The 26,855-nt window shown below is 46.1% G+C and carries 24 protein-coding genes; 12 read left to right on the top strand and 12 right to left on the bottom strand.

The window, feature by feature from the left end; all coding sequences use genetic code 11:
- Position 1 precedes the first annotated feature (1 nt).
- Positions 2 to 694, bottom strand: a complete 693-nt coding sequence (gene tsaB / locus CLC91_RS09210) for a tRNA (adenosine(37)-N6)-threonylcarbamoyltransferase complex dimerization subunit type 1 TsaB (RefSeq protein ID WP_095499498.1) — start codon at positions 692 to 694, stop codon at positions 2 to 4.
- The gene (locus CLC91_RS09205; protein WP_095499497.1) at positions 691 to 2,583 is read right to left on the bottom strand and encodes an ATP-dependent DNA helicase; all 1,893 of its coding nucleotides are present in this window, start codon (positions 2,581 to 2,583) and stop codon (positions 691 to 693) included. Before CLC91_RS09205 ends, tsaB begins: the two co-directional genes overlap by 4 nt.
- 347 nt (positions 2,584 to 2,930) lie before the next feature.
- Between CLC91_RS09205 and hisG the strand changes: the two genes are divergently transcribed.
- Genes hisG through hisIE form a run of 8 tightly spaced genes read left to right on the top strand, consistent with a single transcriptional unit; the run spans position 2,931 to position 10,013 of the window.
- Positions 2,931 to 3,827, top strand: coding sequence for an ATP phosphoribosyltransferase (hisG, locus tag CLC91_RS09200; RefSeq protein ID WP_095500309.1), 897 nt, complete (start codon positions 2,931 to 2,933; stop codon positions 3,825 to 3,827).
- Positions 3,828 to 3,837: 10 nt separating this feature from the next.
- On the top strand, positions 3,838 to 5,118 hold the full coding sequence (gene hisD / locus CLC91_RS09195; protein ID WP_095500308.1) for a histidinol dehydrogenase: 1,281 nt from the start codon (positions 3,838 to 3,840) through the stop codon (positions 5,116 to 5,118).
- The gene (gene hisC / locus CLC91_RS09190; RefSeq protein ID WP_095500307.1) at positions 5,115 to 6,224 is read left to right on the top strand and encodes a histidinol-phosphate transaminase; all 1,110 of its coding nucleotides are present in this window, start codon (positions 5,115 to 5,117) and stop codon (positions 6,222 to 6,224) included. The genes hisD and hisC overlap by 4 nt, the downstream gene beginning before the upstream one ends.
- A 3-nt stretch (positions 6,225 to 6,227) precedes the next feature.
- Positions 6,228 to 7,307 carry a bifunctional histidinol-phosphatase/imidazoleglycerol-phosphate dehydratase HisB gene (hisB, locus tag CLC91_RS09185; protein WP_095499493.1) on the top strand — a complete coding sequence of 360 codons (1,080 nt, stop codon included), beginning with the start codon at positions 6,228 to 6,230 and terminating at the stop codon, positions 7,305 to 7,307.
- Between the two features lie 9 nt (positions 7,308 to 7,316).
- Positions 7,317 to 7,910, top strand: a complete 594-nt coding sequence (gene hisH / locus CLC91_RS09180) for an imidazole glycerol phosphate synthase subunit HisH (RefSeq protein WP_095499492.1) — start codon at positions 7,317 to 7,319, stop codon at positions 7,908 to 7,910.
- On the top strand, positions 7,907 to 8,644 hold the full coding sequence (hisA, locus tag CLC91_RS09175; protein WP_095499491.1) for a 1-(5-phosphoribosyl)-5-[(5-phosphoribosylamino)methylideneamino]imidazole-4-carboxamide isomerase: 738 nt from the start codon (positions 7,907 to 7,909) through the stop codon (positions 8,642 to 8,644). The genes hisH and hisA overlap by 4 nt, the downstream gene beginning before the upstream one ends.
- Complete coding sequence (gene hisF / locus CLC91_RS09170; RefSeq protein WP_095499490.1) at positions 8,626 to 9,396, top strand: imidazole glycerol phosphate synthase subunit HisF; 771 nt, start codon at positions 8,626 to 8,628, stop codon at positions 9,394 to 9,396. The genes hisA and hisF overlap by 19 nt, the downstream gene beginning before the upstream one ends.
- Positions 9,393 to 10,013, top strand: coding sequence for a bifunctional phosphoribosyl-AMP cyclohydrolase/phosphoribosyl-ATP diphosphatase HisIE (gene hisIE, locus CLC91_RS09165; RefSeq protein WP_095499489.1), 621 nt, complete (start codon positions 9,393 to 9,395; stop codon positions 10,011 to 10,013). Before hisF ends, hisIE begins: the two co-directional genes overlap by 4 nt.
- Before the next feature lie 49 nt (positions 10,014 to 10,062).
- On the opposite strand, the gene CLC91_RS09160 is transcribed toward hisIE, so the two are convergent.
- The 7 genes from CLC91_RS09160 to pheS all read right to left on the bottom strand — a co-directional run bounded on the left by CLC91_RS09160 (position 10,063) and on the right by pheS (position 17,587).
- Complete coding sequence (locus CLC91_RS09160) at positions 10,063 to 10,818, bottom strand: class I SAM-dependent methyltransferase (protein WP_233132606.1); 756 nt, start codon at positions 10,816 to 10,818, stop codon at positions 10,063 to 10,065.
- A 74-nt stretch (positions 10,819 to 10,892) separates the two neighbouring features.
- On the bottom strand, positions 10,893 to 12,338 hold the full coding sequence (locus CLC91_RS09155; protein ID WP_095499487.1) for an Ig-like domain-containing protein: 1,446 nt from the start codon (positions 12,336 to 12,338) through the stop codon (positions 10,893 to 10,895).
- A 119-nt stretch (positions 12,339 to 12,457) separates the two neighbouring features.
- Positions 12,458 to 12,841, bottom strand: coding sequence for a fluoride efflux transporter CrcB (crcB, locus tag CLC91_RS09150; protein WP_095499486.1), 384 nt, complete (start codon positions 12,839 to 12,841; stop codon positions 12,458 to 12,460).
- A gap of 27 nt (positions 12,842 to 12,868) precedes the next feature.
- The gene (gene lpxM / locus CLC91_RS09145; protein ID WP_095499485.1) at positions 12,869 to 13,807 is read right to left on the bottom strand and encodes a lauroyl-Kdo(2)-lipid IV(A) myristoyltransferase; all 939 of its coding nucleotides are present in this window, start codon (positions 13,805 to 13,807) and stop codon (positions 12,869 to 12,871) included.
- Between the two features lie 92 nt (positions 13,808 to 13,899).
- Positions 13,900 to 14,196 (bottom strand): integration host factor subunit alpha, encoded by a 297-nt coding sequence (gene ihfA, locus CLC91_RS09140; protein ID WP_095499484.1) that lies wholly within the window; start codon positions 14,194 to 14,196, stop codon positions 13,900 to 13,902.
- 3 nt (positions 14,197 to 14,199) lie between these two features.
- Positions 14,200 to 16,587, bottom strand: a complete 2,388-nt coding sequence (pheT, locus tag CLC91_RS09135; RefSeq protein WP_095499483.1) for a phenylalanine--tRNA ligase subunit beta — start codon at positions 16,585 to 16,587, stop codon at positions 14,200 to 14,202.
- Between the two features lie 16 nt (positions 16,588 to 16,603).
- On the bottom strand, positions 16,604 to 17,587 hold the full coding sequence (pheS, locus tag CLC91_RS09130) for a phenylalanine--tRNA ligase subunit alpha (RefSeq protein ID WP_095499482.1): 984 nt from the start codon (positions 17,585 to 17,587) through the stop codon (positions 16,604 to 16,606).
- Between the two features lie 400 nt (positions 17,588 to 17,987).
- Here pheS and CLC91_RS09125 point away from each other — a divergent pair, with 400 nt between their 5' ends.
- A complete protein-coding gene (locus CLC91_RS09125) occupies positions 17,988 to 18,662 on the top strand; it encodes a GNAT family N-acetyltransferase (RefSeq protein WP_095499481.1) in 675 nt (224 codons plus the stop codon).
- Here the strand turns inward: CLC91_RS09125 and rlmF are convergent.
- Entirely contained in the window at positions 18,659 to 19,579 is a 921-nt protein-coding gene (gene rlmF / locus CLC91_RS09120) for a 23S rRNA (adenine(1618)-N(6))-methyltransferase RlmF (RefSeq protein WP_095499480.1), read from the bottom strand. The two genes, CLC91_RS09125 and rlmF, sit on opposite strands and share 4 nt — an antisense overlap.
- Before the next feature lie 75 nt (positions 19,580 to 19,654).
- Between rlmF and CLC91_RS09115 the strand changes: the two genes are divergently transcribed.
- Entirely contained in the window at positions 19,655 to 20,866 is a 1,212-nt protein-coding gene (locus tag CLC91_RS09115; protein ID WP_095499479.1) for an NnrS family protein, read from the top strand.
- A 12-nt stretch (positions 20,867 to 20,878) separates the two neighbouring features.
- Entirely contained in the window at positions 20,879 to 22,228 is a 1,350-nt protein-coding gene (locus CLC91_RS09110; protein ID WP_095499478.1) for an ammonia-forming cytochrome c nitrite reductase subunit c552, read from the top strand.
- A gap of 47 nt (positions 22,229 to 22,275) precedes the next feature.
- On the opposite strand, the gene CLC91_RS09105 is transcribed toward CLC91_RS09110, so the two are convergent.
- Positions 22,276 to 22,980 carry a DUF3581 family protein gene (locus tag CLC91_RS09105; RefSeq protein WP_095499477.1) on the bottom strand — a complete coding sequence of 235 codons (705 nt, stop codon included), beginning with the start codon at positions 22,978 to 22,980 and terminating at the stop codon, positions 22,276 to 22,278.
- A 187-nt stretch (positions 22,981 to 23,167) separates the two neighbouring features.
- Here CLC91_RS09105 and CLC91_RS09100 point away from each other — a divergent pair, with 187 nt between their 5' ends.
- On the top strand, positions 23,168 to 24,274 hold the full coding sequence (locus CLC91_RS09100) for a M20/M25/M40 family metallo-hydrolase (RefSeq protein WP_095499476.1): 1,107 nt from the start codon (positions 23,168 to 23,170) through the stop codon (positions 24,272 to 24,274).
- Between the two features lie 72 nt (positions 24,275 to 24,346).
- Here CLC91_RS09100 and CLC91_RS09095 read toward each other — a convergent pair whose 3' ends face one another.
- Positions 24,347 to 26,224: an AMP-dependent synthetase/ligase gene (locus CLC91_RS09095; RefSeq protein WP_095499475.1), complete on the bottom strand. Its 1,878-nt coding sequence runs from the start codon at positions 26,222 to 26,224 to the stop codon at positions 24,347 to 24,349.
- Between the last annotated feature and the right edge of the window lie 631 nt (positions 26,225 to 26,855).

Raw genomic sequence — 26,855 nt, 5'->3', positions numbered from 1 at the left:
GTTATTCTCTGCCCGGCAACTTTTTCCAAGTAACGGTATTGCGCAGGTATACCGGCTCTATGGACTCACAGCTGTGCCACTCATCTGAACTAGCCGCTATAGATGCTATGGCTTTTGCATCAGGAAAACGAACCTGATCGCTCAGTGTAAGCGCGGGCGCGAGTTGCAACAATTGCGGGTAACTTTCGAATCCGGTTCCTACGGCAATGGCAGGAGCGCTATCTAGACTAACTTGTTGCAGAATTTGTTCAGGGGTTGCCACGACTTCTTTAGACACTTGCTGCAACTGTCCGTTTTGCAAGCGATAGTGGCCAAAATACACTTCACCCATGCGGGCATCGATAGCGCACACCACCTGCTGCACTTGATGTACTTGCAGCGCTTGCTGGGCCATGGCTGCAAGTGTAGAGACGCCCTGACACGGAAGGTTGGCACCGAGCGACAAGCCTTGCGCCATGCTGGTACAAATTCGAATGCCAGTAAAACTGCCCGGCCCTCGACCAAACGCCAGTCCGTCGATGTCTGTCAATTTCAGGTTATGGCGCTCTAACAAGGTTTGCACCATTGGCAGCAACTGTTGGCTGTGTTCCCGCGGCGCTTCTTTGGCCAAACCATCAAGGTTACCGTTAATCCACAAGGCTGCAGAGCAAAGCTCTGTGCAGGTATCAATCGCCAAAATTATTCGATTCATCATAACTCTCTTAGGTAATCAAGCGCGGCTTCTATGCTAGAACATCTTTTCATCTGCGGCAGTGACGCTAGCATTTTTGTGCCGTAAGCCTCTGTTTGCAAGCGCGGGTCGCATATTACCAGCAACCCGCGTTGATTTTCACGTCTAATTAAGCGACCTACCCCTTGTTTTAGCTCTAAAATTCCCATAGGTAAGGTCAACTGATTAAAGGTTTGTTGTTGCGACAACGCCATTGCGTGCTGCATCGCCACCGCCGATTTAGACTGCGGTGACATAAAAGGTATTCTGTCGATTAGAGTACACACTACGCTGCCACTGGGCATATCGACGCCTTGCCAAAAGCTTTTGCTTGCCAGTAATACACTGTTGCCTAGTAAGCGAAAGCGCTGGATTAGGCTGCCTTGCGGGTATTGTCCTTGCACCAATACCTTTAACTGTGTGCTTTGCGAAAGCATCAACGCCACTTGCTGCATGAGTTCCAAATTGGTGAACAAACACAGGCATCTCCCCTGGCCTGCATCGGCTAACTTACTAATTAGCATAGCTAAATAATGCGCTCGTTGGTTAAAATCGGCATTAGGATGGGGAGCGTCGTTAGGAATGAGTAACTGAGCTTGGCGCTGATAATCAAACGTCTGCGATAATCGCAATTTTTTTTGTGGCGTTACCCCAATCAAACGAGCAAACCAATTCATATCTTCTTCAATGGCTAAGCTTGACGAAATCAATGCTTTACCTTTGGGCAACTTGTTCCAAAGCGCTTGCCAGCTTTTTTCGGTACTCTGCAACAATCGAATCTGAGGATATCCTCCAACAAACTCTATTTGCACTTGTTCTGTGGGCAAATGCAGGCAGCCACTCAACACCTCACAGGCTTGCGTCAATTGCGTCCCAAGGAGCACTAACTTTGGATCATTAAGCTGTAGAGCTGTTATATCCTGTTGTAGCCGGTTCAATTGCCCTAACCACACAGGATTGTTGTTGAGGGCTGCAAGCAGTCGCTCGCCACGGTCAATGTTAGGATTAATGTCCGTTTCAATGTCAGTGATGTCAGTTAACCAATGCTGAAGCTGCTGAGCTAAGTTTAAGATGGCTTGTTTAATTTCAAAGGCTTGCGGGCTTTGAGCATTCACTAATAACGGCCATTGCAGTATGGCGTTAAACCACCAACCACGAGTTAGTATTTGCAGGCCGACCTTAGGCAACCAATGGGCTTCATCTAACACGACATTTCGCTCAGTAAACCTGATCCAGTCCTGGTCATTCGCCATGGTTAATTCGCTCAACAGCCAGTGGTGGTTGACGACGACAACGTCGCAATCGATAGCGGCTAGACGCTGTTTTTGGTAGCGACACTGTGAAAATTTGGGGCAGTATTCCGATAAACATTCAGCGCTTTGAATGGTTACCTGTCGACGCTGTTGATCCGTTAAGTCTAAGGTAAAGTTATCCAAATCTTGAGTGTCGTCGTTAGCCTGCCAATGCTCAAGTTGCAGCAAGCGAGACTGAGTGACGTCATCAAAACTTGAGTAATCTTGCAGTGCGTCAGACAATTTCAAAGGGCATATGTAATTTCGACGTCCCTTTAATACCACATGAGAAATAGGCCGCTTTAACGCTCGAGCGGCAATGGCTATGTCTTTGAGCGCCAACTGCTCCTGTAAGCTTTTGGTCGCGGTCGATACCAATAAGCGCTCGCCCTTATGTAAACCCGCAAGCAAATACGCCAATGATTTACCGATACCTGTGGGAGCTTCGACCAATAAAGCAGTTGCATCAGAAAACGCCTTGTCTATTGCAATGCTGCACTCGACTTGACTTTTACGTGGCTGATAACCGGGTAACACATGCGCCAGTTGACTCTCTTGGTCAAACAGTTTTTCAAGGGACATAAATGGTTACAAAGTCTTCAGTATATTTGTCGAGTATCACCAGTATGCCACAGCTTGCGGCGTTTGACTTGTATACACAACAACTGCGAGCGCTCACGAATCGTTGAAGCTTTTTAAGAATGCTATAAAAGCGCTTGCAATCTTATTAGTTCGGCTTTAGTTTTGATTACTCATTACTTATTTATCGTCAGGATATCGCCATGTTTCACACACAGCATCACCATCATTTGAATAACCGATAGCCTTTGACGCATAGCGATCGAAGGGCAATCCTTTCGATGGTTCTACATGAAAACCCTTGGAAGGACTCCAAGGGTTTTTTTGTATTGATAGAAAGGAAATAACTAATGACAAACAATCGACTGAGAATTGCCGTACAAAAGTCGGGCCGTTTAAGCAAAGAGTCACACCTGTTACTGCGTCGTTGTGGTCTCAAGTTTAATGTAGACGAGCGCCGATTAATCACCAGAGTCGATAATCTCCCGATTGATATTTTGCAAGTGAGAGACGACGACATACCGGGGTTAGTCATGGATGGGGTTGTTGATTTGGGGATTGTTGGGGAAAACGTTCTCGAAGAAGTAGAGCTCGAGCGACAAGCCGCCAATAAAGCTTGCCAATACCAAAAACTGAAACCGCTTGATTTTGGCCGCTGTAAACTGTCGATTGCCTTGCCAGAAGAGTTCGACTACCAAGGACTCGCCAGTCTCCAAAATAAACGCATTGCTACCACCTACCCTTATTTACTCAAGCGATACTTGCAAGAACGCGACATTGAGTTTCAAGAGTGTCTTTTAAAGGGCTCAGTGGAAGTGGCACCTCGAGCTGGTTTGGCGGATGGCATTTGTGATTTAGTATCCACAGGAGCCACTTTAGAGGCCAACGGTTTAGTGGAAACACAAGTTATTTTCGAAAGCCAATCGGCCATTGTGCAATCCGCTGTAACTCAAAGTGATGAAAAGCAAGCCCTCATCGATAAATTAATGTCGCGCATCAACGGCGTAATTAAAGCCCGCGAAAGCAAGTACATCATGTTGCACGCCCCAAAATCTCAACTGAATGCCATTGTTGATTTACTGCCTGGAGCTGAAAATCCAACGATATTGCCGTTAAATGATGATCCATCCAAAGTGGCCATACACGCAGTCAGCTCTGAGGATCTATTTTGGGATACGATGGAAGAATTACGGGAACTCGGTGCCTCGTCAGTGCTGGTAATGCCCATTGAAAAAATGTTGGGCTAGGAGAGCGGCAATGGAACAAGTGGTATGGCAGGCGCTAAATGAAGCGGCTCAGCAAAAGGTGTTACAACGCAATCAATTGGTGGCCGATGCAACACTGTCTCCAACCGTGACTAATATTATTGGTCAGGTAAGAACTGAGAAAGACAGTGCTCTGCGGGAGTTCGCGAAGCAATTTGATAAACATGAGCTTAACGACATTGTGGTTAACCCAAGTGATCTACAAGCCATCGAGTTGCCCGATGCGTTAGTTGCAGCAATAGACCAAGCCATTGACAACATTCGTCGCTTTCACAACGCTCAAACGTCAGCGCCGATTAAGGTAGAGACCCAGCCTGGTATTGTTTGTGAGCTACGAAGCGAACCCATAGAAAGCGTTGGCTTGTACGTTCCTGGAGGCAGTGCGCCTTTGATCAGCACGGTATTAATGCTTGCTGTTCCTGCAAAAATCGCCGGCTGCAAGCGCATTGTCTTGGCCAGTCCTCCACCGATTAATCCCGCTATTTTATACGCAGCAAAGGCGTGCGCCGTCAGCGAAATTGTTCAAGTTGGTGGCGCTCAAGCCATTGCCGCTATGGCCTACGGTACTGAATCCGTACCCAAGGTCGACAAAATCTATGGTCCAGGTAATCGCTATGTTACCGAGGCTAAGACTCAAGTCAGCCTTGACCCACAAGGTGCCAGTATTGACATGCCAGCCGGCCCTTCTGAAGTGTTGGTAATCGCAGATGACCAGGCATCTGAGCAGTTTGTGGCGGCTGACTTGCTTTCACAAGCTGAGCACGGTGAAGACTCGCAAGCCATGTTGGTGTGTTTAAGTTGTGCGTTTGCCGATCGCGTACAAGATGCGGTGCAACAGCAACTCCAACAACTGCCGCGGGCAGAAATCGCGGCTAAGGCGTTGGCCTCCAGTAGAATCATTGTGGTTGAAGATATTTCCCAAGCCATTGCGGTATCTAATCGCTACGCTCCTGAGCATTTGATTTTACAAACCGAGTCGAACCAAACCGTATTAGCGGGCATTCGAAACGCAGGCTCAGTATTCGTAGGTCCCTATAGCCCGGAGTCTGTTGGCGATTACGCCTCGGGCACCAATCACGTATTACCCACCTATGGTTTCAGCAAAACGGTATCAAGTTTGTCGCTGGCGGATTTTCAGCGACGCTTCACTGTGCAAACCTTATCAAAGAACGGCTTGATGAAAATTGCTGACAGTGTGATGACACTGGCTAATGCTGAAGGGCTAAACGCACACGAAAACGCGGTTGCGGTTCGTCTTAAGGAGCTGTCATGACTACGTTAGCAAAGCGACTGTGTCGCAACGAACTGCTAGAACTTACGCCTTATCAATCGGCTCGTCGCATTGGCGGTAGTGGCGAAATTTGGTTGAACGCCAACGAGTCACCGTTTTGTAATTTTGAGTCTTCAACTGTTCTTAACGGAGAGTCTTCAACTGTTCTTGAGGGAGAATCTTCAGCGAGTATTAACCGCTATCCTGAAGCACAACCAAACCAACTTCGCAGCCATTACGCCAACTACGTAAAGCTGAGTGATGAGCAAGTATTGGTTACCCGCGGCGCCGATGAAGGCATCGAATTGCTGATTAGAGCATTTTGCACACCGGGAATCGATAGCATTTGCTACGCGGTACCCACCTATGGCATGTATCAAATTACCGCGCAAACCTATCATGTAGCCTGTGTCGAAGTGGCACTGGATGACAGCTTCGATTTGCCCATGCAGCTAGCCGAGCAGGCAAAGCGCTCAAAGCTGGTATTCGTATGTAACCCAAACAATCCTACGGGAAATCTAGTTTCTATTGATAAACTGCAGCAACTCTGTCGAGATTTACCCAATCAGATTGTGGTGGTCGACGAGGCCTACATCGAGTTCTCACCACAACACTCAATGGTGCCTTTTCTATCTCAGTTGCCCAATTTGGTAGTATTAAGAACCCTATCTAAAGCCTTTGCTTTAGCGGGGGCTCGAGTTGGCTATGTACTGGCGAGCAGCGACATTATTGATATTCTTAATCGAGTCATCGCCCCCTACCCGATTCCGTTGCCAAGCAGCGAGTTAGCGGAACAAGCAGTTAGCCCCCAAGGATTAGCTTTAATGGAAAGTCAGGTTGAACAATTGAACTTGTTAAAGCAATCTTTCGTAACCTTCGCTAACACGTTAGCACAGGTCACTCGAGTGTATCCCAGCGGCGCAAACTTTGTGCAAGTGCGCTTTGACGACCCTAACTACGTGCAACAACAATTAGCGAAGCAAGGCATTGTGGTTAGAGCCTACAGTCACCCACGATTGACTTCGTGCCTGCGCTTTAGCATTGGCAACCAATCTCAAATGAACCGACTTCAAACTGCGCTTAGCGATATTTGCGCACAAAAAGGATGAGTTATGAAACAAAAGCTCTTATTTATCGATAGAGATGGCACTTTAATCGAAGAGCCCATTACAGATAAGCAAGTTGATAGTTTAGAAAAGCTGGTGTTTGAACCCAACGTTATTCCGGTGTTGCTGCGTTTCGTAAACGCCGGCTATCAATTGGTGTTGGTGTCCAACCAAGACGGCTTAGGTACCAGTTCATACCCACAAGCGGATTTCGACAAGCCGCACAATAAAATGTTGGAAACCTTCGCCAGTCAGGGGATACATTTTATTGAGGAGCTCATTTGTCCCCATTTTGATAGCGACAATTGTAGTTGCCGAAAACCTAAGCTTGGTTTGGTTCAGCATTGGCTCACCAGCGGTCGTATTGATTTTCAACAGTCAGCCTTTATTGGTGATCGAGACACTGATATGCAAATGGCTCAAGCCATGGGCATTAATGGTTTGCTTTATCAACGCCAAGGCAGCAATAACAGCTATGATTGGCTCGCCATTGCCCGTCAGCTTCTCGATAAACCGCGCCAGGCGCAGGTGCAAAGAAATACTCGCGAAACTCAAATATCGGTGTCGGTGGATTTAGACGCCAATAGCCGCTGCAAAGCTGACACGGGTATCGGTTTTTTCGATCACATGCTGGAACAAATTGCCACCCACGGAAATTTGTCACTTACCTTAACCATGGAAGGGGATCTTAACGTAGACGATCATCACAGCGTTGAAGATGCCGCATTGGCATTAGGGGAAGCGATTCGCATCGCTCTAGGAGATAAGCGTGGGGTACAACGTTTTGGATTTAGCTTACCAATGGATGAAGCCAAAGCCGAGTGCTTATTAGACTTATCAGGACGACCTTTCTTGGTTTTTAACGCTGACTTTAAACGAGACAGTGTCGGCGGCATGGCCACCGAAATGGTGCCTCATTTCTTTAGGAGTTTAGCGGATGGACTGCGCTGTACCTTGCACCTTTCCACCCAAGGCGATAACGAGCATCATAAAGTTGAAAGTTTGTTTAAGGCCTTTGGACGAACATTGCGCCAAGCGAAAAAGATAGAAAGCGACCAACTTCCATCAAGCAAAGGCGTACTGTAAGGAGATTTGATGAGCCAACTAGTTATCGTAGACACGGGTTGTGCCAATCTTGCATCGGTTAAATTTGCCCTGCAGCGATTACAACAACAGCCTTTGTTGAGCAAGGATCCGCAGGTCATTCAAGCCGCTGAGCGAATCATTCTACCCGGCGTAGGCTCTGCTCAAGCGGCGATGCAAAGCATTCAACAGGCGGAGTTAGTCGATTGTCTGACCTCTCTTAATCAACCCACCTTAGGCATTTGCTTAGGCATGCAGCTATTAAGCGCCTACAGTGATGAAGGCGAGCAATCCTGTCTTAATGTAATCCCCACCACAATTAATGCGTTTAGTGACAATGGATTACCCTTGCCTCATATGGGATGGAATCAGTTACAAAAGCTAAACCACCCGGTTTTTAACGGTATAGACGAAGGCGCGTACGTTTATTATGTGCACGGTTTTCAAGCACCACTGTCGCAATTTACTGTGGCCCAAAGCGAATACGGGCAAGCTTTTAGTGCCGCTATCGCCAAAGATAATTTTATTGGTTTGCAGTTTCACCCTGAACGAAGCGCTTTGGTTGGCGCAACCATCTTACAAAACTTCCTGGAGTGGCAACGATGATCATCGCAGCGTTAGATTTAATAGACGGTGAAGTAGTACGGCTTTACCAAGGAGACTATCAACAAAAAACAGCGTTTGAATTTGATCCCATTCAACGCCTTAAAGATTACGATAGCAAGGGCGCGCGGTGGTTGCACATCGTGGATCTAGATGGGGCTAAAAATCCAAACAAAAGACAGTTAGCGCTTATTTCTAAGATGGTGAGTCAAGTAAATGCCCGTGTTCAAGTCGGTGGCGGAGTGCGAACCCAACAAGATGTTCAACAATTGCTCGATGCCGGTGTTGCTCGAGTGGTGATAGGCTCTGTAGCGGTGAGTCAACCAGAGTTGGTACAAGCGTGGTTCAAAGAATACGGCGCAGAGCGCATTTGTTTGGCGTTGGATGTCAACATTGACATCGACGGCCGCAAAGAAGTGGCCGTGAGTGGATGGCAACAAGGCAGCGGTAGAGCCATCGAGGATGTGCTCAATCATTACCTACCATTAGGGCTTAAGCATGTATTAGTTACCGATATTAGCAAAGACGGTACATTAGCCGGCGCAAATTGCGATTTATATCGAGACCTTTGCAGTGAGTATCCAACTATCCAATGGCAAGCTTCCGGTGGTATCGCTACCCTTGCAGACATTGAAGCGGTTAAAGCGAGCGGCGCTAACGCCATTATCGTAGGTAAAGCTTTGTTGATTAATAATTTTAGCCTGTCGGAGGCAATACAATGCTGGCCAAACGCATAGTCCCCTGCCTCGATGTTCGCAACGGTAAAGTGGTTAAAGGGGTCAAATTTCGCAATCACGAAATCATTGGTGACATTGAGCCATTAGCCCTGCGCTACGCACAAGAAGGCGCCGATGAACTGGTGTTTTACGACATTACCGCCTCTAGCGACGGTCGTACTGTCGATAAGTCCTGGGTAAGTCGAGTTGCCGAGGTGATAAACATTCCATTCAGTGTCGCCGGCGGTATAAACAATGTAGACAGTGCTCGAGAAATACTGGCGTTTGGTGCCGATAAAGTGTCAGTAAATTCTCCAGCGTTATCGGATCCAAGCCTAATTGAACGGCTTCACGATGAGTTTGGTAGACAGTGTGTGGTGGTTGGCATAGACAGTTACCAAGACGCACTAGGTCAATACTTAGTTAAGCAGTTTACCGGCGATGAGTCCCGCACCAAAGACACCGCTTGGTTTACCCAAGCATGGGTAGAAGAAGTGCAAAAGCGTGGCTGCGGCGAAATTGTGTTAAATACCATGAACCAAGACGGCGTTCGTAACGGTTACGATATTAAGCAACTGGCGCAAATACGACGCTTATGCGATGTGCCTTTGATTGCTTCCGGCGGCGCTGGCAGCATCGAGCATTTTGTAGAAGTTTTCCAACAAGCTCAGGTTGATGCTGCTTTGGCAGCCTCCGTATTTCATAAACAGATTATAGAAATATCAGAGCTAAAACAGACCTTACAGTCCCACCAAGTACAGGTACGATTATGACAGCACATACCATGCCCACTTGGGTAAATGACATTGATTGGAATAAAGTTGAGCAACTACTGCCTGTCGTTATCCAGCATTACTTAAATGGCCAAGTGTTGATGCTCGGCTACATGAGCCCAGACGCATTACAACAAACCTTAACCACCAACAAGGTAACCTTTTACAGTCGCACCAAACAACGACTTTGGGTTAAAGGCGAGACCTCTGGTCACTACTTGATGGTGGATAGCCTTTGCCTAGATTGCGACAACGACACCCTGCTCATTCAAGCGAGGCCTGAGGGTCCAACCTGTCACCTTGGCACTGTGTCCTGTTTTAACCAAATTGACGCGCAAAGCTTTTTAGGACAACTAGAAAATGTGATTTCACAGCGAAAAGCCAATGCTTCTGATGGCAGTTACACCGCTTCATTGTTCGCTCGTGGAACCAAGCGCATAGCGCAGAAAGTGGGTGAAGAAGGAGTTGAGGTTGCACTGGCGGCGGTGACTCAGGACCGGCAAAATCTCATCGATGAGTCTTCGGACCTGCTTTACCATTTATTGGTGGTGTTACAGGACCAAGATGTGAGTTTGGATGAGGTGTTATCGAATCTATACGCGCGCCATCAGTCATAAAAAAAGCCGCTTTGAAAGCGGCTTTTTATTGATGCTCAAGCCTTAAGTTTTAAGGCTTAACGAATTTTAGTGTCCAACGATCCGAGTTGCCGGTTACAGACTTACGACCTACTTCGTAGCGCAGTTCATCATCTGGCTTATAGTGTAAGTCCGTCATATCTACGAATTTAAAACCCGCGGCTTGAATTTCTTTAATCGCTAACACTGGGTCAAAACGACGGCGATTTTCGTTGTCAGTAGCTTGCATGTGTCGACGAGTATGATCTACCACCGCGTACACACCACCAGATTTCAACGCATCGAATGCCATTTTGTTCATGACTGCACGGCCTGATTCGCTGAAGTTATGGTAGTTACGGAAGGTCAGCACCATATCCATATCACTGACACCCAAACCATCGGCTTCTAACGCATAAAACTTAGAGCCTTCCGGTCGATATATTTTGGCTTCCTCGGCAGTGACTTTAACCTTGTCGAACCCAGCCTGTCCGGCAACGGCTTTCGAAGCTCTGCTGGTGCCAATGGCCATATAGTATTGGCCTTTATCAGCAACTACAGGGGCTAGGAGTTTGGTATACCAACCGCCGCCTGGCATTAGCTCTACCACTTTCATGTCATCTCGAAATCCAAAGAACTCGAGGGTGCGAACGGGTTTACGATTTCTATCTCGAGCGACTTCTTTATCGGTTCGAATATCAGCTGCCAGCGCCGTTTCCAATTTGTCTTTAGTGGCCGAGAAATCGGCAGCAAACGCACTGGAGCTAATCAGCAAGGTCGCCATCGATAGAGCAAGGGTTGTTTTCATGTTAACAATATCCATTAGTTAATGTGATCAGTTTCACACAATAACTTACCTTGCTCTGCTCTAACAATAAAGTGTTATGGACAACTTACTTGCGAAACGATGACTCCGGCAGAACCGTCTCGGGTATCCGTTGTATCCGTGTCGACAGCGACGTCAAACAAACACTGCGCAGTAGTTCCGTTGAGTTTTGGCCCCGCCATGCCAGGGCTACCATCACTGTAGCCCCACGAATTCACTGACATAACTTCCAGCGCATTTACATTCGGCTGTATCCATGGTCCACCTGATGAACCACCGGATAACCCGCAGTTGGCGAGCCACCAGTTATCGGGGCCATTAGAGGTCATGTTTTCAGCGCAGTACATAAAGTTAGGGTCATCACTGTAGGAATAACCCATACCACGTGTGTAATCAATGCTGGTTTGATCGGCACCACCAGAGCCTTGTTGTGGAGCTTGGAAATTAATCGTAAAGCTACCGGTGGTGGCTTCTATATCGCTGCTTCCAGGCCCTTGATGATTGTCATCAAACGCCACATAGTAGGCATAATCCCATGGAATATTGTCCGGGAATGTGCGATCACTCCAATTATTTTCCACTACACCAAAAGACGCCACCCAACATCCAAGTGGATCGTTATCGCAGTTTGAATCTGTTCCAGAGCCTGTTGTTTGCGCTTGATTTGGTATAAACAAAACATTCCTAGCAAACGCTTTATTAGCATCATCATATACACAATGAGCGGCTGTAACGATAACCGTTCGACCTGTACGGCCATCATTAATCACCGTTCCTGAACATACGTATCCAGCCCATCTTCTAAGATTTCGACTGGTGGGCATCTCGTAAAATAGCCTACCCGCAGCCGTTTGAACCACACCTCCATCTGCCCAAGGTGCGTTGCTAACGAGATCACCGTCATTGCCAGAGCCACCGCCATTATCGCCATTTAAATCAACTGATACTGACCACCACTCAGATGCAGCAGTGTTTCCACCACCTTTCGTAGCGTCTGCTGCTACCGCGCGCCAGTTAAAATCTCCGCCTTGATTAAAATTTAATGCAACAGACCAACTATCGCCCGAGGTATTGTTTGCGTTAAACGAAGAAATATTGCCGCTACCCGCTGGCGCTTCAAACTCTAGTGTCACCGAACGTACCCCAGATTCATCACTTGCTTGGACACTGAATGTCTGGCTAGCTCCAGAAACGGTTACCCCATCACTTGGGCTAGGGTTGCTTATTGTTGGAGGAGTTGTATCACTGCCGGGTTTTCCTTTTTGAGGAGTCGGCTTAGCTTGGCCATAAGCTGTGAGTTGGCCATTATTTGCCCGGATATAACCATTGCCTTGTTTATCAAGGTATAAATCTCTAGGAATGGCCTTTTGACGACGTTCCGATGTCCAGTGATCGATTACGTGTTGTTTATTTACCACCGCTCGGATAGGAGCATCCTTAGCGATGGCAACAAATGCAGTACTGCTTACTATCGCTGCTGAAAGTATCAAGTAAACTTTCATGTGATTGCCTCATCATGTGATTGATTTGTTTATTTTTTGTACAGTCAAGACAATGTAACAACTTAATCACGGTTTAGGCAAAATTTAGCAACAGCTAATTTAAATAATATTTCCTAAGATTAGCCAAACTGTCTTTGAATTAAATAAAACCCAGCGGCGACAGCAGCAAAACACAATATGAGGTTAGCCAGCATATTAAAGGACATCTTTAGATATTCTCCCTGTTGCAACAATAATAAGTTGTCCATAGAGAACGTTGAGAACGTCGTAAAAGCACCGAGAAAGCCAATCACAATGACTTGCTTCCAAGCTCCGTGCAATAGCACCTCTTGTTCAATCAGAGACACCATAACGCCGATGAGAAAAGAGCCAACAACGTTTACCGTTAACGTTGCAATAGGAAAGCCTCGGCCAAACAGCGCCAAACACAATTCCGCTACTAAAAAGCGACAACTGGCGCCCATAGCACCACCAAGAGCGATAAAGCCAATATTAGTAAACATAGTCACGTCACCTTTAACGTTAACGCATCACCGATATAAGGACTCCTCGGGATCGCGACGCGTTTTAAATATTTTAAGAAACCACATGTACTGTTCTGGGTAAGCCTTGATCACCATTTCGACCATTTGATTCAAGATCAACGCCTCATCGTATTTCGATGGTTTTTCTCCAAACTCGACGGCATCGTGCACCTCACAGGTGAAGCGTCTCGCTTGATAGTCATAACCAATAGTAATCGGCATCACTTTGGCATTGCCTGCCTGAGCTAATCTAGCAACCACAGGCACAGTGGCTTTTTCCGTCTCGAAAAATGGCGCAAACTCACTTCGATCACGACCTAAGTCTTCATCCGGCAAATAGAAAAAGCTATTATCTTGCTTCAACTCTGACAGCAAGGCACGAATGCCGGCTTCCCGCATATAAACGCGACCACCCAAACAGCTGCGCATTCGGTTATTAAACCACGAAAATAATTCATTTCTGTGTGCTTTTGCCATGGTGACCATGGGTAAATCACAGTTCAAACGTAACCCTGCGTACTCGATTGCCCATACGTGGGGCATAATAAAGATCACAGGATGCCCTTGCGCTCTGACCGCTTGTAAGCGTTCTTCACCAATTAAAGCAACCCGACGGTAAATATTGGCTTTTGAACGAATTAATAATTCGCCTTGACCAAGCAAAACCGTGGTAAAAGTACGCACGTTGTCTTTAATCAAACGATCCACTTCTTGGTCGGATAGCTCGGGGAAGCAGGTCTTTATATTAATTTTTGCAACCGACAGCGGCTTTTTAGCAATTTTCATGACCAGATTAGCCAGTAATTTCGCGATAGGATCTCGCAAATTCGCCGGCATAAGGGAGAAAATAACCAGAATTAAAATGGCAAACCAAGATGGCCAAAACTTAGGGTGTAGATAGCGCCACTTAAAGGACACATCAAACCATTTAGGTTGTCGCGACACGCTCGCTCCTATTACTTAACTGAATCATAGACAACTGAATCATAGAAAAGCCGCCTAATGGCGGCTTTTTAACAACAAAATATCGTGTTGTGTTACTTACCTGAAGGCGCTTTCTCAACACGGCTTTTTAATTTTTGTCCTGGGCGAAAGGTTACCACTCGACGAGCCGAAATTGGAATGTCTTCACCGGTTTTCGGATTTCGACCTGGACGTTCGTTTTTATCACGCAAATCGAAATTACCAAAGCCCGACAATTTGACCTGTTCACCGTTCTCTAATGAGGCGCGGATCTCTTCAAAAAATGCTTCTACAATCTCTTTGGATGCGCGCTTATTTAAGCCCAACGTTTCAAAAAGATGTTCCGCCATTTCAGCTTTGGTCAGTGCCATATTTTAATCCCTCAAGGACGCATTGAATTCTGATGTTAGCGCAGAAACGACTTTATCAACCACATCTGCGATGTCTTTCTCTTCTAAAGTACGAGTCGAATCTTGCAACGTCAGCGCAATGGCTAAACTTTTGCTTCCTTCGGCGACACCCGCACCTTGATATACATCGAACAAGTTTATGCCAACCAACTGATTTCCGCCAACTTTTCTGATAGTTTTTAGAATATTTTGAGCATTGATTGACGCATCTACAACCACAGCTATGTCACGACGATTAGACGGGAACTTAGATACAGCTTGAGCTACCGGCAATTTCGCTTGTAACAATGCTTCCTGTTGAATTTCAAACAAAAAAGCTTTGCCGTTGATACCAAATGGCTTGTTTAAACTTGGGTGCAATGCACCAATCCAACCGACGGCTTGTCCATTACGCAATATTTGCGCGGTTTGACCAGGATGAAGACCAGGGTGCGTAGCAACCTCATAGTTAAAGCTTAATTCGTCAGCAGTAATATCGGTTAATGCTTCAAGGTCGCCTTTTAAGTCAAAGAAATCAACAGTTTTTGACTCAACACCCCAATGTTCGTCGTGGCTATTACCGGCAATAACCGCACTTAATACCGGCTCTTGGCGCACGCCAACAGCACTATCGGCATCGGGAATAAAGCGTAAACCCGTTTCAAACAAACGCACGCGAGACTGTTGACGTTTTTGGTTATAAGCCACCGCGCCTAACAGACCCGTCCATAACGATAGACGCATCGCCGACATGTCCACCGAAATCGGATTCGGTAGCACTAAGGCTTCGATTTGCGGATGCACCAAGGCCTGTAATTTAGGGTCAACAAAGCTGTAAGTAATCGCTTCTTGATAGCCTCGACCGATTAACGCATCGCGAAAACGGCTTAACGGACGCTGTGACTCTTGATGTTGTGGCATGGTCAAATCGGCACTAGGTGCTTGATTTGGAATGTTATTGTAGCCATACACTCGCGCCACTTCTTCGATTAAGTCTTCTTCGATGGCCATATCGAAACGATAGCTTGGCGCTTTAGCCAACCATTGTTGCGATTGAACCTCAACGTCGAATCCTAACCCCTGTAAAATTGCTTCTACGTCGGCATCATTGATGTGATGACCAATTAAGCTATCTAGCTTGCTGCGGCGTAAGGTAATGGTGGCCGATGTTGGGAGATGCTCAGAGGCTTGCGCATGAGTAATCTCGCCTACTTCACCACCGCAAATATCAACAATCAGAGCGGTCGCTCGTTCCATTGCTAAGTGTTGCAATTGTGGATCCACTCCTCGCTCGAAGCGATGGCTCGAATCGGTGTGCAAACCATAGCTACGGGCTTTGCCCATAATGGCTAAGCGATTAAAGAATGCACACTCGAGTATGATATCAGTGGTGGTATCAGTAACGCCCGAATACTCGCCGCCAAAAATACCCGCCATCGCTAACGCTTGTTCATCATCTGCGATAACCAAGGTGTCACTGCGCAAAGTGACTTCATTGCCATCGAGCAAAGTGAGCTTCTCGCCATCGTTTGCAAAACGAGCGTTGATACTGCCCTGTACTTTTGCAGCATCAAAGGCATGCATTGGTTGACCTAACTCCAGGAGAACGAAGTTGGTAATATCAACAATGGGATCGATGGATCGAATACCGCCACGGCGCAACTTTTCTTGCATCCATAATGGCGTAGTAGCTGACACATCAACCTTGTTAATGCGGCGACCTAAATACTTAGGACACGCTTCGCTGGCGACTAAATTAACCGCTATTTTGTCGCTGCTGCTAATGGCTGCTTCGCCAAGCTCTGGCATGGTCATCTCGCTACGGTTCAAAGCCGCTACTTCACGAGCTAAGCCCAACATACCAAGGCAGTCCGCTCGGTTGGCGGTCAAATCAACGTCAATGCACACGTCATTAAGTTGCAAATATTCGCGGATATCGGCACCTAAAGGCGCGTCTGTTGGCAATTCCATGATGCCATCGCTTTCCACATCAATGCCAAGCTCAGAGAAGCTGCAAAGCATGCCGTGGCTCGGTTGGCCTCTTAGCTTTGCTTTTTTAATTTTAAAGTCGCCTGGTAAAACGGCACCTACAACCGCAACCGCCACTTTAAGGCCAAGTCGACAGTTGGACGCGCCACAAACAATGTCCAATAACTCGTCAGTGCCAACGTTTACCTTGGTCACTTGTAACTTGTCCGCATCCGGATGTTGCGCGCATTCAACCACTTCGCCAATCACTACGCCTGAGAACTCTCCGGCTACAGGCTCAACGTCGTCGACTTCAAGGCCGGCCATGGTAATTTGCTCGGCTAATTGTTCACTAGAGATTGTTGGATTGACCCACTCGCGTAGCCAAGATTCACTAAATTTCATACGTTCTAAGCTCCGCTTATTTAAACTGTTTCAAGAAACGAAGGTCGTTCTCGAAGAACGCCCGAAGGTCATTAACACCGTATCGCAACATGGTAAGGCGCTCGACACCCATGCCAAATGCGAAACCAGAGTATTTCTCTGGATCAATGCCGACTGAACGCAATACGTTTGGATGAACCATGCCGCAACCCAGCACTTCTAACCAGCCATTTTGGCCTTTCACGTCAACCTCAGCGGATGGTTCGGTAAACGGGAAGTATGATGGGCGAAAACGCACTTCAAGATCCTGCTCGAAAAAGTTGCGCAAAAAGTCGTGTAATATGCCTTTTAGTTCTGCAAAATTAACGTTTTCACCAACCATTAAGCCTTCCACTTGATGGAACATTGGCGTATGGGTTTGGTCGTAATCGTTACGGTAAACACGTCCAGGTGAGATAATACGAAGCGGTGGTTTTTCGACTTCCATGGTTCTAATTTGCACACCGGAGGTTTGCGTACGCAGCACCACTTTAGGGTTGAAATAAAACGTATCGTGATCGGCGCGAGCAGGATGGTGCTCTGGAATATTCAATGCGTCGAAGTTGTGATAATCATCTTCGACTTCTGGGCCTTCTTTAACCTCAAAGCCCAACTCTCCAAAAAATTGCTCAATACGCTCAATGGTGCGGTTTACTGGGTGAATTCCGCCCGCTGGCATTTTTCTACCTGGCAAAGTTACGTCAACTTTTTCAGCAGCTAAACGTTGGTTTAATTCAGCTTCTTTCAGTTCATTAATTTTGGCATTGAGTTTGCTCTGAACCTGCTGTTTCGCTTGGTTGACCATTTGGCCCATTTTAGGGCGCTCTTCAGGGCTTAGTTTTCCCATACCCTTCATGATTTCCGTTAGACGACCTTTTTTACCCAAGTAATTTACTCGGATCTCGTCCAACAATTTGAGGTCATTAGCTGCTTCAATAGCACTAACGCCTTCGGCTATGATTTCGTCAATTTGCTGCTGCATAGTATTTTCCAGTGCACGAGGCCAACAAAGGCCTACACATGAATTCGTTTTGGGGTGGCAAAAAAGAGTTAAATTTTACAGCAGAGACTTGGCTTTCGCTAGCTTTGAACGCCAGTAAGTGACAATCAATTTCGAAAAATTGACCAAAATTCAATTATTAGCTAATGACGTTGGCAATTGATGAGCCCATAAAGTCACAGAATGAAAGGCGGCATACACAAACGAGCGACGATAGTACACGCATTTGTGCATGAGCGTCACTCTGTTTCATTTTGCCTTGATTAAACTAAACCTTAACAACAAGGCTAATGGTTTGACTTTGCTTAAAAAATACGCGCTATCGCAAACTATTCGCCAATAGCACTTCACGAGCGCGATGAAAAGCGTAGAATCTTAGTCGATGGATTCTAAAAAAATCGTGTCGCAACAATGGGTAATCAACATGACCGACCTCGCACAAAAGAATTATCACGACATTGCTGAACAACTGAGCGATTATTGCGTCACCGATGCGACACGACGTCAGTTGGACGTAAATGTAAGAGCCATGCGGCCTGACGATAAATACGCGATGAAAGACATATACCCCACGCTTTCCCAGCGTACCCTCTACATGCGCTTTTTTAGAATCATCGAAACCCCTACCCTTGATCAATTGTCGCGGTTTGTTGACATGAATTTTACCAGCCGCATAGGTTGTTGCGTCACCTTACCTAACACCCATCAATTAGTAGGCGCCGGTCGTCTACTCAGAGCTAAAAGCGACAGTGATATCGCCGAGTTGTCATGCATTGTTGTCGACGACTATCAAAGCAAAGGCATTGGGCGGGTATTATTGAATCATTTGTTTGCGATGGGAAAATGCGCCGGTGTTAAAACGATTCTGGCGCTGGTTCACAACCAAAACCAAGCTATGCTGCGTTTACTTAAAAGCTGTGGCTATCCTGTCGAGGTTATGTATGATGACGGCGAATTTGAAGTCACATTGGATTTAACTCGAGATGCACCCTCTAATCAGGCGATTGATCGTCATGTCTCAATTGCACCAATGCATCAAGGCGTAGACCCAGTTTAACAGCTTATATTGTCAGCCAACCAGCGCTTGCGGTCTGTGGCGTTTAGAAAACTCCAAGCCATCACTCGACTTATCTTATTGCCCTGACTCATTTTCAGTACTTCAATCGCTTGAGCACCACTTTTTTGTAGGATACGTTTTAGCGGTCGTAGGTTTTCTTTATTGGAGATTAGGCTGGAAAACCACAATGCATTGTGGCGATATCGTCTACTTTCTTGGGCCATTTTTCTCAAAAACACGGCTTCACCGCCTTTACACCATAATTCATTGCTTTTACCGGAGAAGTTTAATCCCGATCGAGACTGATGTTTGCCAAGATTGCTCAACTTTCTTTGCTGTTGATTGCGAGCGTCTGCTTTGGAGCGATAAAACGGTGGGTTACACACAGTAAAGGTGAATCGATGTTGCGCTTGGATAACGCCGTCAAAAATGCGACTGTCATCGCTTTGTTGGATAAGGCTTATGTTTTTTGAAAGCTTATTGTTGGTGATGATAAGTTGCGCGCACTGCAAAGATTGCGGGTCAATATCTGAGCCAACGAACGACCATCCATAACTGCCGTTTCCAAGCAGTGGATAAACTAAACTGGCGCCGGTGCCTATGTCCAGAACAGCGAGTTGCTCTCCTTTGATAATGGCTCCGTCATTATCAGACGCAACTAAGTCGGCCATCTCATGCAAGTAGTCGGCACGCCCCGGTATACCTGGTGTTAGATTGTCTGTTGGAAATTCCCAAAAGTCGACTCCGTAGCCGTGCTTAATTAAAGCGCTGTTTAGCAAGCGTACGGCAACAGGATCAGCGAAATCAATAGAGCTGCGACGCCCCTTTTCTTTCTTAACATACTGAGTTAACGCCGGTATCGCCCTGCAAAGCAAGGAAAAATCATAACCATTGGCGTGACAATTTCGTTTATGCATTGAATTGCTGTAGTAGAGATAAAGTCCTATGATAACGTTTATAAAGAGAAACAATAAATAAAGTTGCTATCGTGCATGTTAAATATCGATGATCCAGCGCAAACTCAATCCATTGCCCCTTTGTGGCGATTAGCTTTTCGGCCTTTCTTTTTGTTCGCTGCGATACTAGCGGCAAGTTACATTCCGATTTGGCTTATTGCTTGGTATCTTCCCTCGTGGTCAATTTTCTCCAGTGATTTTTGGGCGAATGTGGTGCCTCTGTGGTGGCATCCCCATGAACTTCTTTTTGGTTTCGCCATGGCGATAGTCGCGGGCTTCTTATTGTCAGCGGTACAAACCTGGACCGGACAAAAGTCCTTATCAGGAACCAAGTTATGCATGCTATTCAGTTGCTGGGCGGGCGCCCGTATTGGCTTACTATTATCCAGCGTTATACCCATTTGGGTCCCCGCTCTGTTTGATACCTTGTTTCTTGGTACCTTATCGGTTGTGATGTTCAAGTTGGTTTATCGAGTAAAGCAGTGGCACAACATCGGCTTTTCTTTAATGCTATTGGTGGCGTTATTAATAAACGCCTATAGCTACAAAACTTTGTTTGAGAAAGACTTTGTTACTTCGTTTCGCTTGTGGGAAGGCATGTTGTGGTGGCTGGCCTTATTAATAACCATTGTGGGCGGACGTGTTATCCCTTTTTTTACGGCCATGCGCTTGAAGATCGATAAACCCGTGCCATTGCCTTGGATTGAAAAGCCCACCATTGCCCTGATGGTACTACTGGTTCTGCAAATACTGTTTAGGCCAATGCCAGAAGCGGCTCTACCCTATTTATTTGGTGTAACTGGCTTAATGCAACTGCTGCGGCTGTCACGATGGAATGGTCATCGAAGCTTACGGGAGCCCATGCTTTGGTCGCTGCATTTAGCCTATTTATTTATCCCCACGACCCTCATTCTAATGGCGATATTTTACGATAATCCCCTGGTATCAAGACAACTGTTGCATTTATTTGCTGTAGGAACGCTCGCAGGACTTTGCTTATCCATGATGTCTCGAGTATCTCTTGGGCACACCAGCCGTAATGTTTACCAAGGTCCAAGCATGGCCCCCGCCTTTTTGGCACTAGCCGTCGCCGCACTATTTAGAGCCATTTTACCCATTACAGATCCGGCAAACACTCAGCTGTGGCATTGGCTTGCCGGGACTTTTTGGGTATTAGGTTTCTTACTGTTTGTTTGGCACTATTTCCCTATGTTAACCCAGCCTCGTGTCGATGGAAGACCGGGCTAAAGTGAGTATTTTATGAAATCCACCTATTCGATCATCTCCTTTCTAAGTGTGCTTTTGTGTAGCAGTGCGTTTGCTACTGAGAAGGCACAACAACAGTATCCAACCGAATATAAAGAGTGGCAACAGACGCTAACTCAATCGGAAAACGAAGACATGCTGGAAAAATACCCCGCCACCGTGATTTTATGGGCTGGCAGCGGTTTTTCTAAAGACTATAACAGCCCCCGCGGTCATCAGTTTGCAGTGACCGACGCCGCCAGAACCTTGCGCACTGGAGTGGCTCCGAAAGACGGTAAAATGGGCAAGTCTGCCAGTTGCTGGACTTGTAAAACGCCTCAAGCATGGCAGACAATGAACATGAAAGGCGAAGAAGGATTCGCCGCCATGAACTTTACCGACATAGGGCCTTATGTAAATCAAGTCGTGCATTGCGATGATTGCCATAAAAGCGGCAGTGATGAACTTGCTTTGCCTCGCCCTCACGCTCAAAATGCGATGAAGAAAGTAAAACTTCCGTTTGAAAAACAACCACATTATATGCAGTCTTCGCAAACATGCGGGCAGTGCCATGTGACCTATTACTTTCAACCTGAAGCCGAGAATAAAGTTAACATTCCTTGGATTTTCGGAAGTACTGCAGACCTCATCGAGAAGTATTACGACACTCGTCGATTCTATGAATGGATACACCCCATTAGCCAAGTACCCATGCTAAAAGCTCGACACCCAGAGTTTGAACATTGGAGTCGCAGCTCCCATGCAAAACATGAGGTAGGCTGCGTTGATTGCCATATGCCGATAGTTAAAGATGAACAAGGAAACAAACATCACAGCCATCAAGTGGGCAGCGCTAGCGCCAATTTCGACACCACTTGCAAAGCATGTCATAGCAATAAAGAGTACCGACTTAAGCTGCTCGAGGAAAACACTCAATGGGTAGAAACAACCCGTAAGCGTCTTGAAGATTCTTTAGTCAAAGCACACTATGAAGCGCAAGCGGCTTGGAAAGCAGGAGCGAGCGTGCACCAAATGAACGAAGCCATTATGGCGATTCGTCACAGTCAGTGGCGTTGGGATTTCATTACCGCGTCTCACGGTGCTGCCGCCCACAACCCAGACGAAGCGAAACAAGTACTCAACATCGCCGTTCAGCAAGTTTCTGTGGCACGCAGCTTATTAGCTAAAATTCTGAAAGACTTCAAGGTTGAAACGGTTAACTATCCAGACTATTCAAGTAAAGCCAAAGCGCAGCAAGCAATAGGTCTCGATATCGACAGTTTAACCAAGGAAAAGCGGGATTATATAGAACAGGTTATCAATAAAGAATGGCAGCCTGTAGCGAACATCCAGGCTGGTCACTAGCAGGCTTCAGCAAGGCTTAAGTGTTGGTGCTTAAGCCTTGACTTTAATTAGCTAAGTTGCTGTTGACGAAGAGCATATTCTTGGCACATTTGTTCAATGGCATCGTTGCACAGTGGTCGTAAACCACTTAAAACTAGCGTCTTTTTACCTTTTCCAACCGGCTTACCTTGGTCGACTATTGCAAACAATAGAGTAGCATCGCCGCGTTTACCGTTAATATCCAGTTGAGTATCAATTAGCTCTAATTTGGGGGCAACTAGGTTTAAGGTATCGAATTCAAAGCCCATACTGTCATAGATAACCAAAGGTCTCGCAGGGTTAACCATAACTTCGTGCCGTTTCATTAGCGGTAAGACAACATCAGTAAAATTATGGCCCGAAAATGACACATAATGGCGGATGAAACGTTCAATAACCGCTGCATCAGTATTGGTTTCACCACTGCGTTGGGCCGACAGATACGTCTTATCTTTATCGTCCTTTAGCTCAAAGCTCGACTCAAAGGCATCGGGAAACAATAAGTTAGTCTCCTTTCCCACCATCCCTTGAAACTGAATCTCCATTTGCTCGCTTAAGCCAAATTTCATTAGCGTCATGGCAAACAACAAGTCCCCTGGCACGCAAAAGCGCTTTGATTCTGGGTCGTGAATGGGATTGAAATCTTGAGCAACATCTTTAGCAAAACGACTGGCTTGCTCGGCACTGATAACTGCCCCTTGGTCGCTTTCATTAAAATACGGTTGTAAAAACATTAACGGTGTTCCGTTTGGTTCAAAATACGATTAATTGAGTCAAGGGCGCATTATACACATTGCCTTTGCTACAACTCACCCGATGAGCTGAAACCTGTTAAGAATCGATCTAAGTCAAAGATTTTTGTTCGGGAAAAGCGCATGATAGCGCGCTTATATCCAATATCGTTCAATCGTGAGACAAAATATGACCATCAATGAAGAGCGTTTATTAAATAACTTCTTAAGTTATTTACGTATCGACAGTGAATCTGGCAACGAATTAGAAATGGCCAAACGCTTGGTAGATGACCTAACCGCCCTCGGATTTTTAGTGGAACAACAACCTGTCCCTTCAGAGCTAAGTAATGGCTTCAATGTATACGCGAAACTTGAAGGACAACTTAACGATAGTGTGTTGCTTAGCTGCCATATGGATACCGTAACCCCTGGCAATGGTATTGAGCCAATTGTTGAAGATGGCGTCGTCCGTTCAAAAGGTGACACAATTTTAGGCGCCGATGATAAGTCAGGCATTGCAGCAATCATCGAAGCGATTCAAAGCATCCAAGAAAAGAAACTGCCTCATAAAACCATTGAAATCGCCTTTACCGTTTTTGAAGAAGGTGGGCTTCACGGCAGTCGAGCCTTTAAGTTAGACCAAGTATCTTCCGACAAAGCCTTGGTCTTAGATTCTGGCGGCCCAATCGGCACCATTATTACTCAAGCGCCGGGGCAGCAAACTTTGCAGGTAACAATTCAAGGTAAACCGGCTCATGCTGGGCTTGCGCCAGAAGAAGGCATTAACGCGTTGACCGTTGCGGCAGCAGCCATTAACACCATGAACCTAGGTCGCATTGATTTTGAAACCACGGCCAACATTGGTACCGTAAACGGTGGCAGCGCAACCAATATTGTCATGCCAGAAGTGATCTTAAAAGCGGAAGCTCGATCATTAAATTCAGACAAACTAACGTCGCAAGTTGAGCATATGATTAATCGTTTCGAGGACGCTGCTTATAAACATGGCGCTAAGCTGTTGATTGACTCAGAGCGTGAATACGACGCCTATCAGATTGCTGAAGACGACCCCTTAGTTCAGTCGATCGCCAAAGCGTTTGAATCGGTATCCACCCAACCTCAAACCAAATCCACAGGGGGCGGTTCTGACGCCAATATATTTAATGAAAAAGGGTTAAAGACCGTTAATGTATCCACGGGCATGAGCAAAGTTCATACTACCGATGAGTTCATAACTATAGACGACCTCAATCAGGTAACTCGCTTCGTTGGCGCGTTTCTAACAGCTCAATAAGCACAAAAGCCAGTCGCGATACGCGACTGGCTGTTTTTCAAACTCAATTAGACGGTCTTTACCGGACTGTAATTACGCTCTCGCGGATAATGATTTGCCACCCACCAATTGTTTTGCACGGGCATACATATTATCGATTTCTTCTGCAAAGCGCTGGTTAATGACTTTACGTCGCAGCTTAAGCGTTGGCGTAAGCTCTCCTCGTGTCATGCAAAATTCTCTAGGCAGAAGCGTAAATTTCTTAACTTGTTCAAAGTTTGCCAATTCCTGCTGGACTTCTTTAAGACGACGTTCAAAGTGCTCAAGTACATCTGAATGCTGGATCAACTCCAGTTTGTCTTTGTATTCAATACCTTTTTCTTTCGCCCATGCTTCGAGCGAATCGAAAGCGGGTACGATCAACGCTGATACGTAGTTACGAGCATCTGCTACAATGGCGACTTGTTCAATTAAAGGTTCACGACCCACCATTCCTTCAACTCGTTGAGGCGCAATGTACTTGCCGTTAGAGGTTTTCATCAACTCCTTCAGTCTGTCGGTGATATGCAGTTGACCTTTTTCATCTAGGTAACCGGCATCACCGGTTTTAAACCAGCCGTCTTCGAAAACGTCAGCGGTGTCTTGTGGTCGATTATAATACCCTTTCATAACGGTATCGCCTTTCACCAAAATCTCGTCATTGTTGCCTATTTTTACCTGCGTTTGCGGTAGGACGCCGCCATTGCCTTTAATGCTGATAGCTCCTGGAATACCACAAGTAACGGTGGCTGTTGTTTCCGTTAGTCCATAGCCGCACATTAGAGTGATGCCAATGGATTGGAAAAATTCATGAACAACATCATCAAGTTTGGCACCACCACAAGGCATAAAACGCATGTTGCCGCCCAAAACTTGTCGTAATTTGCTCAATACTAATTTATCAGCAAGTGCCAATTGTAGCTTGCTTAATAACGACAAAGGCTTACCACCATTTTCGGCAACAAAACGCTTATTTCCTTGAGCCAATGCCCAGGCAAACAAACGTTGTTTATTGGCAGGCGCATTGCTCACTTTATCAGCTACCGCACTGTATACCTTCTCGTAAAAACGCGGTACCGCGCACATTACAGTAGGTTTAAATTCAGCCATTGCGCTTTGAACTTGGCTCGGATCATCAAGTAGCCCAACTTCCGCTCCCTGTCCAAGTGAGTAGAGTGTCCAACCGCGTTCAAATACGTGGGACAAAGGTAAAAAGGCTAAACTGCGATCGGTCTTCCCATAATCCAGAACTTGAGCGTGCTGACTGGTGGTACTAGCGAAGTTACGGTAATCCAGCATAACCCCTTTAGGTTCACCAGTGGTTCCTGAAGTGTATATTAGCGTTAATAGATCATCTAAATTGGCGTGCTCGATTCTTTCTTCTAACTGTTCGTTAAACGCCGATGATTCTAGCTTAACCGCTTCATCGAAATAGCACTGAGAGATACTAAGATCATGAGTTGTTATGGACGGATTCATCAATACGATTTGAGTCAAGCTTGCGCAGTTGTCTACAACCTTGATTAACTTGTCGTATTGTTCTTGATCACCAACAAAAATCACTTTCGCTTGTGAGTCATTAACGATATATGCCGCTTGCTCGTCGGTATTAGTCGGGTAGATAGGAACAACAACCGCACGTACTTGGGTAGCGGCCAGATCGGCAAGTACCCACTTTTCCGAGTTTTGCGAAAATATGGCCACTTTATCTTGTACATTCACATCGAATTTAATCAATGCCTTCGCTAGAGATGACGCCTGTACGCCTAACTCAGACCATAACATGGTCTGCCAGTTACCCTTTTCTTTATAAGATAATGCTGGCTTCTCAGCGCAATCTGTAATTCGGCTTTGAATTAATTTAACTAAATGTAAATCTGATAAGCTATTTTCCACAACCAACTCCAAGCTAATATTTTTTAGCGTACACATGTAAGCTTTTATTGAGGCGCAGTGTACAGAAGTTCGATGAACAAAGTAAGTAAAATAACCGCACGAAATGTGCTCTTGCGCTCAAACCCAACAATTTTTGGAGTTTTTACTCCAAACAATAGGCTTGTTTACCATCTGAATTCTTGAACACTTGTACTAGAAGCCAGCTCTATTAATAAGTATAGCTTTGGTAGCAAAAAAGAAAGACTCGATGCTGGTTATTACAGCGTTGCATAGCTTATCAAGAGCAAATAGCGGGCAGTTGCACAAAGTATGGGGGTGAGGAAGAACGACGCAAAGCGTCGCAGGCGGTTGAACCTAGTGTGTAGGACACCGTGAGGTGTCCAATACGAAAAAAGCCCCTGTCGTTAGACAGGGGCTTTTTTATATTTAAAGCCTGGCGGTGTCCAGGACAACATCATAGATGTTGTCCGTTCCGACCTGAGATTGCTCAGCCGCAATCTCCGAGCGGCTCCACCCTACTATCACATGATATGTGGCGCCTACGGCGCACTATTTATTTTCCCATGTGAGAGCACATCATCAAATTTGAAGCATAAAAAAACCCCCGTCAAAGACGGGGGCATTTTTATATTTAAAGCCTGGCGGTGACCTACTCTCACATGGGGAA

The sequence above is a fragment of the Paraferrimonas haliotis genome, from assembly GCF_002282895.1.
GTDB classification, from domain to species: Bacteria; Pseudomonadota; Gammaproteobacteria; order Enterobacterales; family Shewanellaceae; genus Paraferrimonas; species Paraferrimonas haliotis.
Note: the sequence above shows the minus strand (reverse complement) of the source record. Positions and strands in the feature narration are given on the sequence as shown.